This is a genomic window from Serratia sp. K1WW1 (assembly GCF_055790865.1).
In genome coordinates this window covers 4324367-4343249 of sequence record NZ_CM147697.1, presented here as the reverse complement: position 1 = coordinate 4343249, position 18883 = coordinate 4324367, and the positions used below count along the sequence as shown (strand labels likewise).

Sequence of the window (18883 nt, the reverse complement as noted above, 5' to 3'; positions counted from 1 at the left end):
TATTAAAAAAATATCTGTGCCATGATGTGACTCACAATCTGCCAAAACCTCACCTAGCCAAGCCACATCAGTGATTTACGACTAAAATAATAACGAGTAGTTTTAGGGGAGAAGTCCTGTCGCAGTAGTTCATCGAGGAGAAGCTATGAACAAGGTTGCTCAGTATTACCGCGAGTTGGTGACGTCACTGACGGAACGTTTAAAGAACGGTGAGCGTGACATTGACCAATTGGTCGCCAGCGCCGAGAAACGTTTGAACGAAGTGGAGGAACTCAGCCGTACGGAAGTGGAGCAGTTGACCCGGGCTGTACGCCGCGATCTGGAAGAGTTTGCCCGCAGCTATGAAGAGAGCCGGGAGGAATTCACCGACAGCGTGTTTATGCGCGTAATAAAGGAAAGCCTGTGGCAGGAACTGGCGGATATCACCGATAAAACCCAGTTGGAGTGGCGTGAGGTGTTTAAGGATGTCAGCCATCACGGCGTCTACCACAGCGGCGAGGTGGTCGGGCTGGGCAATCTGGTGTGTGAGAAATGCCATCACCATCTGGCTTTCTACACCCCGGAAGTGCTGCCTTTGTGCCCGAAATGTGGTCACGATCAGTTCCAACGCCGGCCGTTTGAGCCTTAAGGCGATTTCCCCTCATGTTGCATGAGGGGAATTTACAGCTTATTGAGAAAGCATCACTGGCAGTGCGTTTCTTTGGTGTCGTTTTGTACCAAAGCCACTGCATCTTCTGTCAGAGCAATATTGGTGCCGTCAGCCAGACACAATATCGCATTGGAGAGTTCAGTATCCCCTTTTGCAAAGTCCATAACGGCAGTAGCGCTAGCTTTTTCACCTTTCAACTTTACCAGATAGTGGTCGCAATCATCCTGGCAGTTACTCATCGGTGCAAACTGACTCAGACCGAGTTCTTCTATGGTCACTTCACCTAGATGTTCTTTGACGATGCTGTTTTGGTTAAAAGCTAGTGTGGCATCCTGCTTAATTTCATACCGGACCCAAAAAAACAGTGCAGCGGCCACAATAACGACGGCTAGCAAGCCGATCAGTAACTTGCGTAAATATCCTTTCATTTGTCTCTCCCTGTATCATTGTGGCGGCATTGTCTTGTTTTATCGGACAAAAGTAAACCAGTCCGGAGTTATTGCTCTATGTCGAGATAAAGCCCAATCGGTTGATATGGGTTAGCACCTTGACGTCGGTGTGATGTCCACGGTGAGTAGCTGATTGTGACGGCACTACAGCTGGGGATTATGCAGAACGCCGACACGCCGTAAACCCGTCCATGGGGGCTCGCAATCGCGCATCCTTGCGCTCAACGGTCGGCTAACCTGCATAATCCCCACCTGCCAGAGGCCTCGGCGTAGCGGTAAAGCGGGTTCGGAGTAGTGCTCAGGTGCAGGCGTTAATATGTGACAGGGTTGATGCTGCGGATGTGGTTGAGTTGTGGCACGTTCTGTCCCCTCACCCCAACCCTCTCCCACAAGGCGAGGGAGCTGCCCGGCATCTTTGATAAGGCTGTGCAGCTTCGGAAAGTAGGGCATAAGCACAAGAAATACAAGGTATTACACAGGGCAATCAGCACACTCGATCGGTCCCCTCTCCCTGTGGGAGAGGGTTAGGGTGAGGGGTCATTTAATAACGTGCAACACACTCGACCAACAGATCGATAAAGCCCTGGCGGTTGATATGGGTCAACACCTCGACGTTGGCCGGTTTACCGTTTTGGCCAAACTCATCCACTACCGTCATGCCCACGGTGTATTGGCCTTGGGTCTCCACACCCACCCACAGCTCACGGCTTTCAAACAGCTCCGGGGCCAACAGCCAGGCGATGGTGCAAGGGTCGTGCATGGCGGCACCCGGCAGGCCGCGCGGGTGGCTGAGATACAACGGCAGGTAGAAATCGAGCATGCTGGCTACCGCTGCCGCCACCGGATTATTAATGCTGCGGATGCGTTCGATATCCTGCGGTAACACCAATGCCTGATGGGTGACGTTCAACCCGGCCATGGTCAGCGGTACGCCGGACTGCAGCACGATTTCGGCCGCTTCCGGATCGACGTAGATATTGAATTCGGCCACCGGCGTGGTATTGCCAGCGTTCAGCCCACCGCCCATAAACACGATGCGTTCAATCTTGCTCTTCAGCTCTGCGTGCTGTGACAGCAGCAAGGCAATATTGGTCATCGGGCCGGTTACCACCAGCGTAATCGGCTCTGGGCTGGTACGCAGCAGATCGGCAATCAACTCGACCGCAGTTTGCTTTACAGGCTGAAAATCCGGTACTGGCAGATGGGTGTTGCCCATACCGGTATCACCGTGCACGTAATCGGCAATGACCAGATCGCGCATCAAGGGCTTGGCGGCACCGCCAGCGACCAGGACATCTTGCCGTTGCATCAGCGTCAGCAGTCCAAGGGCGTTATGCAGGGTTTTTTGCGGTGTTTGGTTACCGGCGGAAGTGATGACGGCTTTAACATCTAACATAGGGGCGCGTAGTGCCATGGCAAGGGCAATAGCGTCATCAAGACCTGGATCACAATCGATAATAATAGGGCGGGACATCACTTTCTCCTTCAGCGTTATTGTTTTACCCACAGTCTTGCAAGCCGCAACTTACAGTTCATGGTGGGGACTCTGAGGATCGGGGGAAATGATGGCAGAAACAAGCACTATTGATGCGCCCTGGGGGTCAGGGCGCATCTGGTACATCAATGCAGGATTTTGGCCAGGAAGTCTTTGGCACGTTCTGACTGCGGGTTGTTGAAGAAGTCATCTTTATTGGTGTCTTCCACAATCTTCCCTTCATCCATAAAGATCACCCGATGGGCCACCTTACGGGCAAAGCCCATTTCGTGGGTCACCACCATCATGGTCATCCCTTCCTGCGCCAGCTTGACCATCACGTCCAGCACTTCGTTGATCATTTCCGGATCGAGCGCCGAGGTGGGTTCATCAAACAGCATGGCGATCGGATCCATACACAGCGCACGGGCAATCGCCACGCGCTGCTGCTGGCCACCAGAGAGCTGCCCAGGGAACTTTTCGGCATGTGCCGACAGGCCCACGCGCTCCAGCAGTTTCAGGGCTTTATCGCGTGAGGCGGCCTTGTCGCGCTTGAGGACTTTAACCTGCGCCAGCGTCAGGTTTTCAATGATCGACAGGTGAGGGAACAGTTCAAAATGCTGGAACACCATCCCCACTTTGGAGCGTAGTTGCGCCAGGTTGGTGCTCTTGTTGTTGACCTGAATACCGTTAACCTCGATATCGCCTTTCTGGATCGGCTCCAGCCCGTTGACGGTTTTAATCAGGGTCGATTTGCCTGAGCCGGAAGGACCGCAGACCACCACCACTTCGCCTTTTTTGACTTCGGTGGTGCAGTCGGTCAGAACCTGAAAGTGACCGTACCACTTAGAAACATTTTTCAGGGATATCATCAAACAGTCCTTTTCTTCAAATAGCTTACCAGCGCCGAGGCGGCGAGACTGATAACAAAATAGACCAAACCGGCGAACAGGATCATTTCCACCTGTGTACCGTCACGCTCACCAATGGTTGACGCGGTGCGGAAGAAGTCGGCCAGGCTAAGTACGTATACCAGCGAGGTATCCTGGAACAACACGATCCCTTGGGTCAGCAGCAGCGGCACCATGGCGCGGAACGCCTGCGGCAAGATCACCAGCCGCATCGATTGCCACTGGGTCATGCCCAACGCCAGTGAGGCAGAGGACTGACCGCGCGACACGCTTTCAATGCCTGCCCGGATAATTTCCGAGTAGTAAGCGGCTTCAAACAGCGAAAAGGCTACCATAGCCGAGATAAGGCGAATATCGGTTTTCGGTGATAGCCCAAGAACTTGTTGTAATAAGCTTGGAACCACCAGATAGAACCAGAGCAGCACCATCACCAACGGTACGGAGCGGAATAGGTTGACGTACAGCGCCGCAAACCAGCTGATCGGCTTGATCGACGACAGGCGCATCACCGCCAGAACGGTGCCCCAGAGGATACCGAACACAATAGCCGTCACGGTAATTTTCAGCGTGACGACCAGCCCCTGCAGCAGATACGGGAAGCTTGGGACAATCGATCCCCAATCAAATTGGTACATTATTTACTCCCCATATGGCCAGGTAACTGCACTTTCTTCTCGACAATACGCATAAACAGCATGATGACGGCGTTGATAGCGACATAGGCGAGGGTGATGGCAGTAAAGGATTCATAGGCGTGTGCGGAGTAATCCAGCAGCTTCCCGGCCTGAGCGGCCATATCCACCAGCCCGATGGTTGAGGCAATGGCGGAGTTTTTTACCAGGTTGAGCATTTCCGAGGTCATCGGCGGCACGATCACCCGATAGGCGTTGGGCAGCAGCACATAGCGATAGGTTTGTGGCAGCGTCAGGCCCATTGCCAGCCCGGCAGCCTGCTGGCCGCGGGGCAGGGATTGGATTGCGGCACGCACCTGCTCGCAAACGCGCGCAGCGGTAAACAACCCAAGGCACAGCATGGAAGAAACAAAGAATTGTACGTTTGGATCGAGCTCGCTCTTGAACCACATGCCGATATCGGCTGGCAGCAGCTCCGGCATCACCAGATACCAGGTAAAGAATTGCACGATTAGCGGCACGTTACGGAACAGTTCGACGTAACAGGTACCTAGTGAGGAGAGAAAACGGTTGGGTACGGTACGCAAAATACCGAACAGTGAACCGACAAAGAAGGCAATAATCCATGCACAGACGGAGAGGGCGACCGTAACCTGAAAGCCGGACCAGATCCAGCCCAGGTAGGTGGTATTCCCAAACGGGGCCTGCTGCAGAAAGATACCCCAGTTCCAATCTATTGACATAACGAACTCCGGTAAACAGGTGCAGAACACCTTACAACTTGATGACCGTTCAATCGTGGCGCACGCCAGTCAGGCTGGCTTTTGGGTGTGCCCTGAGTCGTGTTTAGGAAAGAATGCGGGAGGGGAACGGCCCCCCGCATACCTGTCTGTCCTGTTACGGTCATCTACAACAGCCAGCTTGGCTGGCTTTATCTTTTTAGTTTAGTTCAGTGCTTTGTCGTTCGGCTCTTTAAACAACTGCTTCATGTCGTCGGACAGATCGAAGTTCATGTTGAGGTTTTTTGGTGGGATTGGCTGTTTGAACCAGACCTCAAACCATTTGGCAGCCTGGCCAGAGGTTTGAGCTTGAGCGATAGTTTCATCCACCAGTTTTTTGAACTCTGGATCGTCTTTACGCATCATGCAGCCATAGGCTTCTTTGGACTGCGGAGTGGCAATGATTTCCCACTGATCCGGCTGTTTGGCCTTGGCGCGTTCGCCTGCCAGCAGGGCATCATCCATCATAAACGCCACCGCACGGCCACTTTCCAGGGTGCGGAAGGAATCGCCGTGGTCTTTGGCACTGATGATGCGCATTTTCATCTGATCTTTGTCGTTCAGCTTGTTAAGCAACACTTCGGAAGTGGTGCCTGAAGTGACGACCACGGCCTTACCGGCCAGATCTTTAAAGTCTTTGATGTCGGAGCCTTTCTTGACCAGCAGACGGGTACCGACGACGAAGATGGTATCAGAGAAGGCTGCCTGTTTCTGGCGCTCGAGGTTGTTGGTGGTCGAGCCACACTCAAAATCGAAGGTGCCGTTTTGCAACAGCGGAATGCGGTTTTGCGAGGTGATCGGCAGCATTTTCACCTGCAGATTAGGCTCGTTCAATTTCTTCTTGATGGCATCAACGATTTGGTTGGAATAGTCCTGGGAGTAACCTACAACTTTCTGCTGATTATCGTAGTAGGAGAACGGAACTGAGGATTCACGGTGGCCAACAACAATCACGCCGTTATCTTTGATTTTCTTCAGCGTACCGGTCAGTTCTTCCGCATGGGCTACGCTACTCGCCATCCCGATCAGCAGTAACGATAACGCCAATTTGCGCATTTGCATGGTCCAACTCCTGTGCTGTTGTGATTGCCCGCACTCAGGGAGGGCGGGTTAATACGGCTGAGCTATAAAGATAGTCCTAATGCCGATTTACGATAGAAAATAACCGATTGTGAACAAGATGAAACTAAGTTGTTTCATTTTTTGCGACATCACGCGCACCAAATGAATGCAATAAACCCCTGATGCACCGCCGAGGTGCGAGACTTGCGCTGGAGTTGTGCACGGATACGACAAGATGTCAGTTAAAGTAAATCAGCAACGTTCTACAGGGTAATTGAAGCAAGGAGCATGCCAGAAACATCAGAAGGGAAGATCAACTAGAAATGAAGAGGGCACGGTAAGGCACCGTGCCCAAGAGAACTTATCTGCGGCGCCAGCTAATCAGCAACGCGATACCACCCAGCAGCACGGTGATGATCCACACTGGCGCAGAGCCAAAGCGGGCATACGGCGTGATGCCGGTAGTTGGTGTCACCTTCACTTCCAGCACTTTGCGGGTGAACTGTGGGATGGATGCCAACACTTCGCCGGTTGGGCCAACGACGGCGGTGACGCCGTTATTGGTGCTACGCAGCAACGGCCTGCCCAGTTCCAATGAACGCATACGCGCCATTTGGAAGTGCTGCCACGGGCCGATGGAGTGGCCGAACCAGGCATCGTTGGACACGGTCAGCAGGAAGTTGGTATCTGGACGGAAGTTATCGCGCACCTGCTGGCCCAGCACGATTTCATAGCAGATGGCTGCCGTCAGGTTGTAACCGCGTACGCTGAGCTGCGGCTGCACATAGTTACCACGGCTGAACCAGGACATCGGCAGGTCGAATAACGGAGCCAACGGGCGCAGCAGCGTTTCCAACGGCACAAACTCACCAAAGGGCACCAGGTGATGTTTGTCATAGCGATTGGCTGCCGGGTAGCTGTAAGGCTGTTCCTCGCCAAGCACGATCACGCTGTTGAAGTACTGCGTGCCTTGCTGGGTAGCGCGAGCGTCAACGATACCGGTGATCAGGCTGCTGTTCTTGGCGCGCATCAGATCGTCCATCATGGTCAGGAAACCGTTCTGATTGCTCTCCACGTCGGGAATGGCGGACTCTGGCCAGATGATGATCGGCACTTTGCCCATCAACGGACGGCTCTCATCCAGATAGGTTTGCAGCGTACTGAGCAACGCCTTCGGATCCCACTTCATCGACTGCTCGATATTGCCCTGCACCATGGCGACGTTCACCGCTTTATCCGGCTGCGGCGTAAACCAGTGGATCTGGCGCAGCGGCCACGGCAGCAACAGTATGGCGATAGCAATGACTGCCGGGGTGATGCGCCGCTGATTAAGGGCAAATACCAGCAGGCCGCTGAGGGACATCAGCATCAGCGTGATCGCATCCACGCCGAGCAATGGCGCAATGCCTTTCAGCGGACCGTCGATCTGGGTATAACCGAATTGCAACCAGGGGAAACCGGTCAGCACCCAACCGCGCAGGAACTCGGTCAGTTGCCATAGAGCCGGGGCGGCAATGGCCAGCCGCCACCAGGTGGTACGTGGCCAGATCCGCGTCAGCAAACCGGCGAACAACCCGGTATACAGCGAAAGATAGGCGGCCAGCAGCACGACCAGGAAAATATTGATGGCAAACGGCATACCGCCGAAATCGGCAATGCTGACGTAAACCCAGTTCACGCCGCTACCGAACAGCCCCATGCCCCAGCAGAAACCGAGCAGGGCGGATTGTTTGGTAGTGCGGTTGAGGGTTACGGCCAGCAGGCCGAACAGCGAAACAATGGCCGCAGGCCAGATATCGTAAGGGGAGAAGGCCAGCGTGCCACAGGCACCGGTCAACAGCGCCAGCAGGGCGCGAACCCGCTGGCGATCAAGTAATGAGGCTTTAGCCATGGATAAGTTATTCTTCCAGTTTCGGTTGCGGGGCGTCGTCCGGAATTTTGACATGAACCTGGATGATACGTCGACTGTCAGCCATCGCAACTTTAAATAGGTAACCTTCGATTTCAATGGTTTCCCCGCGCGCTGGCAGGTGGCCGAAGGCTTGCATCACCAGGCCGCCGATGGTGTCCACCTCATCGTCGCTGAAATGGGTGCCGAAGGTGTCGTTGAAGTCTTCGATCGGCGCCAGCGCCCGCACGGTAAACATGTGGCGGCTCAGTTGGCGAACGTCACGATCTTCCTCATCGTCATATTCGTCCTCAATTTCCCCGACAATCAGCTCCAGAATGTCTTCGATAGTCACCAGACCAGAGACGCCACCGAATTCATCAATGACAATCGCCATGTGATAACGCTGGGAGCGGAACTCCTTGAGCATCCGGTCAACCCGCTTGCTTTCCGGTACCACCACGGCGGTACGCAGCACCTTGTCGATGCTGAACGGCTCGGAGTCTGCGCGCATAAACGGCAGCAGGTCCTTGGCCATCAGAATGCCTTCGATGTGATCTTTATCTTCGCTGATCACCGGGAAGCGCGAGTGGGCGGATTCGATAATCACGTCCAGGCACTCTTCCAGCGTTTGGTTACGCTTGAGCGTCACCATCTGGGAGCGCGGGATCATGATGTCGCGTACGCGCTGCTCGGCGATATCCATCACGCCTTCCAGCATGTCACGGGTATCGGGATCGATCAGGTCGTTTTGCTCGGAATCACGGATCAGCTCTACCAGATCGCCACGGTTTTTAGGTTCACCGTGGAACAGCTGGTTAAGGATAAGAGTAAAGAACCCCTTCTTGGGACTGGGGCTGTCATTGCTTTGTGAATGGTCGTCGCTCATGGCGTTTTAGTTAATATCACTCTATTGAGTTATCAAAATTAGCGACAGCCCCAATCGGGGCTGCGGGGTGCTCAGCTAACATCAGATGGGATCTTTTTCCGCGAGGTAAGGGTCTGGGTAACCCATCTCCTGCATTATCTCGGTTTCCAAAGATTCCATTTCTTCGGCTTCATCGTCTTCGATGTGGTCATACCCTAGCAGATGAAGGCTACCGTGAACAACCATATGCGCCCAGTGTGCTTCCAGCGCTTTCTGTTGTTCAACCGCTTCCTGTTCAACCACTTGACGGCAAATAATCAAATCACCCAACAGCGGCAGTTCGACTTCCGGCGGTGCTTCGAACGGGAATGATAACACGTTGGTGGGCTTGTCTTTACCACGATAGGTCAGATTCAGCTCATTGCTTTCCGCCTCGTCCACCAGGCGGATGGTGACTTCGGCCTCTTCCTGAAACTGTGGCAATACCCCTTCCAGCCAGCGCTGGAAAGTGGCTTCATCCGGTAATCCTTCACTGCTGGCGCAGGCAATTTGTAAATCCAGAATAACCTGGCTCATGGTGTTTCCTGTTCAGAGGCAACCGGTGCTTCACGTCTACGTTGTTCGGCGATGGCGTCTTTGCGTTTTTGTTCGGCGGCTTCCCAGGCTTCATAGGCGACCACCACACGGGCCACTACCGGGTGGCGCACCACGTCTTCGCTGTGGAAGAAGTTAAAGCTGATCTCTTCCACCTCAGACAGCACTTCCACCGCATGGCGCAGGCCGGATTTCTGATTACGTGGCAGGTCGATCTGGGTCACGTCGCCGGTGATCACCGCTTTCGAGTTGAAACCGATACGCGTCAGGAACATCTTCATCTGTTCGATGGTGGTGTTCTGGCTTTCATCGAGAATGATAAAGGCGTCATTCAGCGTACGGCCACGCATGTAGGCCAGCGGCGCAACTTCGATCACGTTACGCTCGATCAGCTTTTCCACGCGCTCGAAGCCCAGCATTTCAAACAGGGCGTCATACAGCGGGCGCAGATACGGGTCGACTTTCTGGCTCAGATCCCCCGGCAGGAAGCCCAGCTTCTCGCCAGCTTCAACCGCCGGGCGGGTCAGCAGGATACGCCGGATTTCCTGGCGCTCCAGAGCATCTACCGCAGCCGCAACCGCCAGATAGGTTTTACCGGTACCCGCAGGGCCAACGCCAAAGGTGATGTCATGGGCGAAAATATTGGCGATGTATTGCGCCTGGTTAGGCGTGCGGGGCTTCACCATGCCGCGCTTGGTCTTGATGGTGACCGATTTGCCGTAATCCGGCACGCTCTCTGCCACCTGCTCCAGCACCCGGCTCTCTTTGATGGCCAGGTGGATCTGTTCCGGATCGATATCTGGGGTCACGCCACGGATCGGCGCGGTATCCACATACAGATGGCGCAGAATATCGGCGGCGGCAACCACGCACAGGTTTTTACCGACCAGCTTGAAACGGTTGTCACGGCGGTTGATTTCAATCCCCAGCCGACGTTCGAGTTGTTTGATGTTGTCATCAAACGGGCCGCACAGGCTCAACAGGCGTTGGTTGTCTGCGGGCTCCAACAGGATTTCTTGTGTTGCGACGTTCAAACGATTCCTCAAGGCTCAACAGGGCCTGGTTGATGTCACGTAACGCGATTTCAGCGCGGGCATTCAGGGCAACCCCCGAACAGCTCTACCCTGAATTATTCATGGTGTACCGCACTGGCGCAAGTTTACCTCTGATCTATCTGTGCGCAGCGGAGGGAATTCAAGGGGGGAGGGGCAGAATTGGGCCAAACAGTTTGGCCCAACAGCAGGTTAACCGCGGAAATCAGCTCTTCTTCACAAATTCGGATTTCAGCTTCATCGGGCCAAAGCCGTCGATTTTGCAATCGATGTTGTGATCGCCTTCCACCAGGCGGATGTTCTTCACCTTGGTGCCGATCTTCAACATGGAAGAGCTGCCTTTGACCTTCAGATCCTTGACCACGGTCACCGCATCGCCATCGGCCAGCAGGTTACCGTTGGCATCTTTGACAATCAGGGTATCGGCATCTTCAACGGCCGCGCTGTCGCTCCACTCATGGGCGCACTCAGGGCAGATGAACAGGGCGTTATCCTGGTAGGTGTATTCGGAATTGCACTTCGGGCAGTGTGGGAGTTGCATTATTGTGTCGCCTCATAATCAAAATAAAAAACAAAATTACCGGACAATGACTGCCCGGCAGAGAAAAAGGAAAATGCCAAGGTGGCGGGGCGATCAGGGTTGGTAGCTACCGACGCCCAGCTCATCTTCCTTACGGGTACGTGCAATCACCGCTTGAGGGGATTGGTGCACGCGCAGTTCCATCTGCTGTTCGGTGCGGATCAGGGTACCGCGCAGAGAATTGGTTAACACTTCAGTAATTTCGACGTCGACGAACTGGCCGATCAAATCTGGCGTGCCTTCAAAGTTGACCATCCGGTTGCATTCGGTGCGGCCAGAGAGTTCCATCAAGCTCTTGCGTGAGGTGCCCTCGACCAGAATACGCTGCACGGTGCCCAGCATACGGCGGCTGAACTGCATCACCTGCTGGTTGATCCGTTCTTGCAGCAGATACAGTCGCTGTTTTTTCTCTTCTTCGCTGACGTCGTCAACCATGTCTGCCGCCGGAGTGCCGGGGCGCGAAGAGTAGATAAAGCTGAAGCTGGTGTCGAAATTCACCTGGGCAATCAGGTTCATGGTCTGTTCAAAGTCGGCCTGGGTTTCCCCTGGGAAACCGATAATGAAATCAGAGCTGAACTGGATATTGGGCCGTGCCTGACGCAGCTTACGGATAATCGCTTTGTATTCCAGCGCCGTGTGGGCGCGTTTCATCATGGTCAGAATGCGGTCTGAACCGCTTTGTACCGGCAGATGCAGGAAGCTGACCAGCTCGGGCGTATCTTCATACACCGCGATAATGTCATCGCTGAACTCAATCGGGTGGCTGGTGGTAAAGCGGATGCGATCGATCCCGTCGATGGAGGCTACCAGGCGCAGCAGTTCGGCAAATGAGCAGATGCCACCGTCAAAGGTTGCGCCACGATAGGCGTTGACGTTCTGGCCCAGCAGGTTCACTTCACGTACACCCTGGGCGGCTAACTGAGCGACTTCAAACAGGACATCATCGCTTGGGCGGCTGACTTCCTCACCGCGGGTGTAAGGCACCACGCAGAACGTACAGTATTTGTTGCAGCCTTCCATGATCGAGACGAAGGCGGTTGGCCCGTCGGCACGGGGTTCCGGCAGGCGGTCGAACTTTTCGATTTCCGGGAAACTGATGTCCACGATCGGGCTATGCGAACCGCGCACGTGGTTGATCATCTCCGGCAGGCGGTGCAATGTCTGCGGGCCAAAAACGATGTCAACGCAGGGGGCGCGCTGGCGCAGATGTTCCCCTTCCTGTGAAGCAACGCAGCCGCCGACGCCAATAATCAGATCGGGGTTGTTCTTTTTCAGTTGCTTCCAACGGCCCAATAACGCGAAAACCTTTTCCTGCGCCTTCTCGCGGATCGAGCAGGTATTGAGCAGCAACACATCCGCTTCTTCAGCGTTTTCAGTCCACTCGAAGCCGTGTGTGCTTCCCAGTAAATCTGCCATTTTCGATGAGTCGTACTCATTCATCTGGCAGCCCCAGGTTTTGATATGTAGTTTTTTCGTCATTGACTTGCCATTACTCAGTGCGGAGAGAAAATTGCGTTACGCGCCATGCAGGAAGGCCATTGTAATCATTTGGCGCGCTGGTGACCAGCGAAGTGGCAGTAGCATGCGACCTGAAGCCAGATTAAAAATCCGTTACACTGGTTCCAGATGCCTTCACTGGCCTAATCAACGAAAAGTATAGCCATTATGAACACTTCACAAAAATGCTTTGATGCCGTGGTGGTTGGCGGTGGGATGGTGGGAGCCGCCGCTGCGCTGGGGCTGCTACGCGCCGGGTTGTCGGTCGCTTTGCTAGAGCACGAAGCTCCAGATACGTTCGATCCCCAAAGCCCGCCGGACCTGCGGATTTCCGCTATTGGCTGCACCTCCGTTGGCTTGTTGAAGCAGCTTGATGCCTGGTCTGGGGTGTTGCAGATGAGATCGGCACCCTACCGCAGGCTGGAAACCTGGGAATGGGAGTCCTCACGAGTGTCGTTTGATGCGGCCACGCTGGGGCTGCCAGAGCTGGGTTTTATGGTCGAGAACCGTATTTTGCAGCTCGCCTTATGGCGGCAGTTGGCAAAATGCGAGAATTTAACGCTGTACTGCCCCGCCAGGCTGCAGGCGATGCATCGAGCCGATGACCAATGGCAGGTGACGTTAAGCTCGTCACAGACCATACAGGCGCGTTTGGTGGTGGGTGCCGACGGTGCTCACTCACAGGTACGCAAGTTGGCGGCGATTGGCACCAGCGGCTGGCAATACCGCCAGGCGTGTATGTTGATCACCGTGGAAACCGACCAACCGCAGCAGGATGTGACCTGGCAGCAATTCCTCCCCTCTGGCCCGCGCGCGTTTCTGCCGCTGTACGACCAGTGGGCAACGCTGGTGTGGTATGACAGCCCGCAGCGTATTCGCCAGTTGCAGGCGTTACCTATGGCGCAGCTCGAACAAGAGATTGCGGCAGCTTTCCCATCCCGCTTGGGCACCGTGAAGGCTCATGCCGCCGGATCATTCCCGCTGGTGCGCCGTCACGCGCAACGCTATGTGCAATCCGGGCTGGTGCTGCTCGGCGATGCTGCGCATACCATCAACCCGCTGGCCGGGCAGGGGGTGAACCTTGGCTATCGCGATGTGGATGCGTTACTGGCGATCGTAGCCGACGCCCGTGAGCAGGGAGAGGATTGGGCGAGTGAAGAGGTGCTGATGCGCTATCAGCGCCGCCGTCGTACCGATAACCTGCTGATGCAAAGCGGCATGGATCTGTTTTATACCGCGTTCAGCAATAACCTGGCTCCGCTGGGCGTGGCGCGCAATCTGGCGTTGATGGTGGCGGAAAGGGCGGGCAAGCTGAAAGAGCGGGCGCTGAAGTATGCATTAGGTCTGTGATGACATGGGGCGCCGAATGTTGCGCCCATTTATCCAAACGTAGGAACTCAGAAAAGCAAAAAGCCCGCCGAAGCGAGCTTTTCTAAATTTGGCTGGGGTGCCAGGATTCGAACCTGGGTATGCTGGTATCAGAAACCAGAGCCTTACCGCTTGGCGACACCCCAAATGTAAAACAGACAGCATGGTGGCTACGACGGGATTTGAACCTGTGACCCCATCATTATGAGTGATGTGCTCTAACCAGCTGAGCTACGTAGCCATTCACTAATCTTTGTGACTTTCAATTGCGTTGTATGGCTGGGGTACCTGGATTCGAACCAGGGAATGCTGGTATCAAAAACCAGTGCCTTACCGCTTGGCGATACCCCAATAACACAATCAAATTGTTACAGCGCCCCATCCTGAAAAAGATGGCTGGGGTACCTGGATTCGAACCAGGGAATGCCGGTATCAAAAACCGGTGCCTTACCGCTTGGCGATACCCCACCTGCTGCATGCACGACGATGAAAGAAAATGGTGCGGGAGGCGAGACTTGAACTCGCACACCTTGCGGCGCTAGAACCTAAATCTAGTGCGTCTACCAATTTCGCCACTCCCGCAAAAAAGATTGGTGGCTACGACGGGATTCGAACCTGTGACCCCATCATTATGAGTGATGTGCTCTAACCAACTGAGCTACGTAGCCATCTTTTTCGCTCAACCTTCATCGGCGTTGCGGGGCGCATTATGCGTATATGGCCGATTTGCGTCAACAAGTTTTTTCCCGAAAAAGCGACTGAACGGGTTGTTTGACTGGGTTGTGAACATTATGGTGATAAATTCGGCAGATTAGGCCATTAACGGTTGAAAACATCCACAAAAAAGCGGGCCATCAGGCCCGCCGAAGGTAAAGCGCTGACGGTTTACTTATAGGCTGATTGGTGTACGCCTACGGCACGGCCTGATGGGTCGTCCATCTTTTTGAAGGATTCGTCCCATTCAATGGCTTTTGCCGACGAGCAGGCTACGGAAGGGCCGCCAGGAACACATTCCGCTGCGCTCGGCAGTGGGAACAGCTCTTCGAAAATCTCGCGGTACAGGTAGCCTTCTTTGCTGCTTGGCGTGTTGTACGGGAAGCGGAAACGTGCGGTTTCAAGCTGTTGATCGCTAATCTGCTTGGCAGCGACTTCTTTTAGCGTATCGATCCAGCTGTAACCGACTCCGTCGGAGAACTGTTCTTTCTGGCGCCAGGCCACGCTAGCCGGCAGATAAGACTCGAAGCATTGGCGAATAATGTGCTTCTCCATCTTGCCGTTGCCGCACATTTTATCCTGCGGGTTGATGCGCATCGCCACGTCCAGGAAGTTTTTATCCAGGAACGGCACGCGGGCTTCTACACCCCAGGCAGACATCGCTTTGTTGGCACGAGCGCAGTCGTACATATGTAGCGCCAGCAGCTTACGCACGGTTTCCTCGTGGAATTCTTTGGCATTTGGCGCCTTATGGAAGTACAGGTAGCCGCCGAACACCTCATCTGCCCCTTCGCCAGACAGCACCATCTTGATGCCCATCGCTTTAATCTTGCGTGACATCAGGTACATCGGCGTGGAGGCGCGGATGGTGGTGACGTCGTAAGTTTCGATGTGGTAGATCACATCGCGGATGGCATCCAGGCCTTCCTGTACCGTGAAGTGGATTTCATGGTGGACGGTGCCAAGGTGGTTAGCGACCTCTTGAGCTGCACGCAGATCCGGGGAACCTTCCAGCCCGACGGCGAAGGAGTGCAGCTGTGGCCACCAGGCTTCACTGCGCTCATCATCTTCTACCCGGCGTGCGGCATATTTTTTGGTGATGGCAGAGATCACCGAGGAATCCAGCCCGCCGGAGAGCAATACGCCGTAAGGCACGTCGGACATCAGGTGGCTTTTGACCGACTCTTCCAGCGCGTTGCGCAGGGCGTTGGCATCGGTAACGTTGTCTTTGACGTTGTCATAGTCGAACCAGTCACGCTGGTAGTATTCGCGGATTTCACCGTCCTGGCTCCACAGGTAGCTGCCCGCCGGGAACTCTTTAATGCTGCGGCAGACCGGCACCAGCGCCTTCATCTCAGAAGCGACATACAGGTTGCCGTGCTCATCGTGCCCCATATACAGCGGGATGATGCCGAGGTGGTCGCGGCCAATCAGGTAGGCGTCTTTTTCAGTGTCGTATAGGGCAAAGGCGAACATACCTTGCAGATCGTCCAGGAAGTTCGGGCCTTTTTCCTGATACAGCGCCAGGATCACTTCGCAGTCGGAGCCGGTCTGGAACTGATAATGTTCACCCAGTTGCTGACGCAGGGCCTGATGGTTATAAATTTCACCGTTAACCGCCAATACGTGGGTGTGCGCAGCGTTGTACAGCGGTTGGGCACCGTTATTCACGTCAACAATCGACAGGCGCTCGTGAACCAGAATGGCTTTATCGCTGGCGTAAACGCCGGACCAGTCCGGGCCGCGATGGCGCATCAGGCGCGACAGTTCCAACGCTCTTTTACGCAATTCAACCGGATCGGACTTCAGATCGAGCACACCGAAAATAGAACACATACAAACTCTCCTAACGACATTTTATGGCGGTAATGTGATGTACAGCGCGCCTGCATGTAAAGTCAACGGTGCGGCTTTGCTGCCTTCTGATAATGAAAATGCGGCAAAAGCCGAGGTGTATGCAAGCGATTTAACGTTACGCTGAAAAATAGTCTTGGGGTGGGGTGCTAAAATTAGCGGATATTCATTTTTTAGAGGTGAAAACTGTTGAATATCTAATTTTTTGCCTGATGAGGCGAGGACGAGATAAATTTTCTGGCGTTTTGATAATCGATGTTTTCCCTCACCCCAACCCTCTCCCACAGGGAGAGGGAGCCAGAGCAGAGTCGTTGTCACGTGCAGAAGTTTGATCTGCAATAAGGGGGATGTTGAAGGCGAACCTTTGCTACTGAGGGAAGAACGCCAAAACATCAGCGAACTGGATCGGTCCCCTCTCCCTGTGGGAGAGGGTTAGGGTGAGGGGCCATTGCTTGCGGCTTAAAAAATGGTGATATCCGCCACGGAAGGGAAGATATGGCTCGGGCGGAACGGCATGGATTCAACATCGTCCAGGTTTGAGACGCCAGACAGCACCAGTACGGTTTCCAACCCGGCCTGGAAGCCAGCCAGGATATCGGTGCGCAGGTTGTCCCCGACAATCACCGTCTCTTCCGAATGGCCCTGCATCTTGTTCAGCGCGGCGCGGATAATCCACGGGCTAGGCTTGCCGACATAAAACGGCTTACGGCCGGTGATCTTCTCGATCGGCGCGCACAGAGCCCCACAGGCCGGTGTGAAACCATGGCCATGGGTATCCGGGTTGGTGGCAATAAAGCGTGCCCCGTTGTTCACGAAGAAGGCCGCTTTATGCATCATGTCCCAGTTGTAGGAACGGGTCTCACCCACGATCACGAAATCCGGGTTGATATCGGTGATGGTAAAGCCGGCTTTGTAGAGTTCGTGGATCAGTGCGCCTTCGCCCACCACATAGGCTTTTTTACCTTCCTGGCGGCGCAGGAAATCGGCCGTCGCCATCGCTGAGGTATAAAACGCGCTTTCTGGCACGTCCAGACCAGCGGCGGCAAAGCGGTTGGCCAGGTCCTGGGCGGTTTGCGAAGGGTAGTTGGTTAGCACCACCAGCGGCATTCCCTGTTCCTGAATACGAGCCAGGAACAGATCGGCTCCAGGGATCGGGGTATTGTCATGCAGCAGCACGCCGTCGATGTCACATATCACGTTTTTGATAGTCATTGTTGCTGGTCTCATGATAAACGGCAGGGCAAAAAAGCCAGAAGTGCATCCCTGCCAAACAGGCAGTTTAACTTTCTAGCAGCCGTTGGAGAAGTACACCGTTGAGCATTGCCCGTTTCGCCAGGGCAAAAGCACCGATCGCTGAACGATGATTGAGTTCGGAAGTGACCACCGGCAGGTTTCTGCGGAAATCCTTCAGCACCTGGGTGTTGATGCAGCTTTGGATGGCGGGTAACAGCACTTTGTCCGCTTCGGTGATTTCACCGGCGATCACTACTTTTTGCGGGTTGAACAGGTTGATGGCGATGGCTACCGCCTTGCCCAGATAGCGGCCAACGTGTTCGATCACTTCGCTGGCCAGCAAATCTCCGCGATTGGCGGCTTTGCAGATGGCGGCAATGCTACAGTCGTCCAGCGTCATTTTGCTTGGGTAGCCCTGAGTCAGCAGGTGGCGTACGCGTTGTTCGATAGCAGCGTTGGCTGCCACGGTTTCCAGGCAGCCGAAGTTACCGCAGTGGCAGCGCTCGCCGAGGGGATCGATTTGAATATGACCAATCTCCCCCACGTTGCCGTTATTGCCGAGGAAGATTTTGCCGTTGACGATGATCCCGGCCCCGGTGCCCCGGTGCAGGCGCACCAGAATGGAGTCTTCACAATCCCGGGTAGCCCCGAAGTAGTGCTCCGCCAAGGCCAGGCTACGGATATCGTGGCCGACAAAACTGGTGACGTTGAAGCGTTGCTGCAGACTTTCGACCAACGCCCAGTTATCGACGCTGATGTGCGGCATATAACGCACTACGCCTAAAGCAGGATCGACCAGGCCAGGCAGGATCACGGCAATGGCGATCAGTTCGCGCAGTTTGCGCTGGTAGCTTTCGATAAACTGCGCAATGGCGTTGAGCAGTGCATTTTCCAGTGTCTCCTGGGTGCGTTCCGGCAGAGGGTAGTGCTCCTCGCCGAGCGACTTACCGCCCATATCGTACAGGGTGATGGTGGCATCATGGCGGCCCAGGCGGACGGCAACGGTGTGGAAATTGCGGGTTTCACTGACAATGGAAATGGCACGGCGGCCACCGGTGGAGGCTTGCTGATCGACCTCTTTGATCAGCCCGCGCTCCAACAGTTGGCGAGTAATTTTAGTGACGCTGGCGGGGGCTAGCTGGCTGAGTTCGGCAATCTGAATGCGCGAGATCGGGCCTTGCTGGTCGATCAGGCGATACACTGCTGCGCCATTAAGTTGCTTAACTAAGTCAACATTCCCTATTTGTGCTTGTCCGCCAGTGCTCATCAATAATTCTAC

Annotated in this window: 18 protein-coding genes and 6 tRNA genes; 2 read left to right on the top strand and 22 right to left on the bottom strand. The window is 54.7% G+C overall.

The window, feature by feature from the left end:
• The first annotated feature begins 145 nt into the window (after window positions 1–145).
• The gene (locus ACX9GU_RS19685) at window positions 146–628 is read left to right on the top strand and encodes a zinc ribbon-containing protein (protein ID WP_024531309.1); all 483 of its coding nucleotides are present in this window, start codon (window positions 146–148) and stop codon (window positions 626–628) included.
• Between the two features lie 53 nt (window positions 629–681).
• On the opposite strand, the gene ACX9GU_RS19680 is transcribed toward ACX9GU_RS19685, so the two are convergent.
• From ACX9GU_RS19680 to miaB, 12 genes are all read right to left on the bottom strand, one after another.
• Window positions 682–1077 (bottom strand): hypothetical protein, encoded by a 396-nt coding sequence (locus ACX9GU_RS19680; RefSeq protein ID WP_473192628.1) that lies wholly within the window; start codon window positions 1075–1077, stop codon window positions 682–684.
• A gap of 562 nt (window positions 1078–1639) precedes the next feature.
• The gene (gene rihA, locus ACX9GU_RS19675) at window positions 1640–2572 is read right to left on the bottom strand and encodes a pyrimidine-specific ribonucleoside hydrolase RihA (protein WP_473192627.1); all 933 of its coding nucleotides are present in this window, start codon (window positions 2570–2572) and stop codon (window positions 1640–1642) included.
• Window positions 2573–2718: 146 nt separating this feature from the next.
• Window positions 2719–3444: an amino acid ABC transporter ATP-binding protein gene (locus ACX9GU_RS19670; RefSeq protein ID WP_021179998.1), complete on the bottom strand. Its 726-nt coding sequence runs from the start codon at window positions 3442–3444 to the stop codon at window positions 2719–2721.
• Complete coding sequence (gene gltK, locus ACX9GU_RS19665) at window positions 3444–4118, bottom strand: glutamate/aspartate ABC transporter permease GltK (protein WP_059200136.1); 675 nt, start codon at window positions 4116–4118, stop codon at window positions 3444–3446. The genes ACX9GU_RS19670 and gltK overlap by 1 nt, the downstream gene beginning before the upstream one ends.
• Window positions 4118–4858: an amino acid ABC transporter permease gene (locus ACX9GU_RS19660; protein WP_021179996.1), complete on the bottom strand. Its 741-nt coding sequence runs from the start codon at window positions 4856–4858 to the stop codon at window positions 4118–4120. The genes gltK and ACX9GU_RS19660 overlap by 1 nt, the downstream gene beginning before the upstream one ends.
• 201 nt (window positions 4859–5059) lie before the next feature.
• On the bottom strand, window positions 5060–5956 hold the full coding sequence (locus tag ACX9GU_RS19655) for an amino acid ABC transporter substrate-binding protein (protein WP_065686407.1): 897 nt from the start codon (window positions 5954–5956) through the stop codon (window positions 5060–5062).
• 361 nt (window positions 5957–6317) lie between these two features.
• Window positions 6318–7847 carry an apolipoprotein N-acyltransferase gene (gene lnt, locus ACX9GU_RS19650; protein WP_473192626.1) on the bottom strand — a complete coding sequence of 510 codons (1530 nt, stop codon included), beginning with the start codon at window positions 7845–7847 and terminating at the stop codon, window positions 6318–6320.
• 7 nt (window positions 7848–7854) lie between these two features.
• Entirely contained in the window at window positions 7855–8733 is an 879-nt protein-coding gene (gene corC, locus ACX9GU_RS19645; protein ID WP_021179993.1) for a CNNM family magnesium/cobalt transport protein CorC, read from the bottom strand.
• A gap of 81 nt (window positions 8734–8814) precedes the next feature.
• Entirely contained in the window at window positions 8815–9288 is a 474-nt protein-coding gene (gene ybeY / locus ACX9GU_RS19640; protein ID WP_024483193.1) for an rRNA maturation RNase YbeY, read from the bottom strand.
• On the bottom strand, window positions 9285–10340 hold the full coding sequence (locus ACX9GU_RS19635) for a PhoH family protein (RefSeq protein WP_021805324.1): 1056 nt from the start codon (window positions 10338–10340) through the stop codon (window positions 9285–9287). Before ACX9GU_RS19635 ends, ybeY begins: the two co-directional genes overlap by 4 nt.
• Before the next feature lie 223 nt (window positions 10341–10563).
• On the bottom strand, window positions 10564–10899 hold the full coding sequence (locus ACX9GU_RS19630; protein ID WP_021179990.1) for a zinc ribbon domain-containing protein YjdM: 336 nt from the start codon (window positions 10897–10899) through the stop codon (window positions 10564–10566).
• 93 nt (window positions 10900–10992) lie between these two features.
• On the bottom strand, window positions 10993–12417 hold the full coding sequence (gene miaB / locus ACX9GU_RS19625) for a tRNA (N6-isopentenyl adenosine(37)-C2)-methylthiotransferase MiaB (protein ID WP_174333093.1): 1425 nt from the start codon (window positions 12415–12417) through the stop codon (window positions 10993–10995).
• Window positions 12418–12603: 186 nt separating this feature from the next.
• On the opposite strand from miaB, the gene ubiF reads away from it, so the two are divergent.
• Complete coding sequence (gene ubiF / locus ACX9GU_RS19620) at window positions 12604–13785, top strand: 3-demethoxyubiquinol 3-hydroxylase (protein ID WP_473192625.1); 1182 nt, start codon at window positions 12604–12606, stop codon at window positions 13783–13785.
• A gap of 89 nt (window positions 13786–13874) precedes the next feature.
• Here the strand turns inward: ubiF and ACX9GU_RS19615 are convergent.
• The 10 genes from ACX9GU_RS19615 to nagC form a co-directional block, all read right to left on the bottom strand.
• Window positions 13875–13949: transfer RNA gene (locus ACX9GU_RS19615), tRNA-Gln, on the bottom strand.
• A gap of 18 nt (window positions 13950–13967) precedes the next feature.
• Window positions 13968–14044, bottom strand: a tRNA-Met gene (locus ACX9GU_RS19610).
• Window positions 14045–14079: 35 nt separating this feature from the next.
• Window positions 14080–14154 (bottom strand) — tRNA-Gln (locus tag ACX9GU_RS19605).
• A gap of 42 nt (window positions 14155–14196) precedes the next feature.
• Window positions 14197–14271, bottom strand: a tRNA-Gln gene (locus ACX9GU_RS19600).
• A 29-nt stretch (window positions 14272–14300) separates the two neighbouring features.
• Window positions 14301–14385: transfer RNA gene (locus tag ACX9GU_RS19595), tRNA-Leu, on the bottom strand.
• Window positions 14386–14394: 9 nt separating this feature from the next.
• Window positions 14395–14471 (bottom strand) — tRNA-Met (locus ACX9GU_RS19590).
• A 217-nt stretch (window positions 14472–14688) separates the two neighbouring features.
• Window positions 14689–16353: an asparagine synthase B gene (asnB, locus tag ACX9GU_RS19585; RefSeq protein WP_473192624.1), complete on the bottom strand. Its 1665-nt coding sequence runs from the start codon at window positions 16351–16353 to the stop codon at window positions 14689–14691.
• 21 nt (window positions 16354–16374) lie between these two features.
• Window positions 16375–16764, bottom strand: coding sequence for a hypothetical protein (locus ACX9GU_RS19580; RefSeq protein WP_473192623.1), 390 nt, complete (start codon window positions 16762–16764; stop codon window positions 16375–16377).
• Window positions 16765–16830: 66 nt separating this feature from the next.
• Window positions 16831–17583: an HAD-IIA family hydrolase gene (locus tag ACX9GU_RS19575; protein ID WP_473192622.1), complete on the bottom strand. Its 753-nt coding sequence runs from the start codon at window positions 17581–17583 to the stop codon at window positions 16831–16833.
• A gap of 67 nt (window positions 17584–17650) precedes the next feature.
• On the bottom strand, window positions 17651–18871 hold the full coding sequence (nagC, locus tag ACX9GU_RS19570; protein ID WP_473192621.1) for a DNA-binding transcriptional regulator NagC: 1221 nt from the start codon (window positions 18869–18871) through the stop codon (window positions 17651–17653).
• Window positions 18872–18883: the final 12 nt, after the last annotated feature.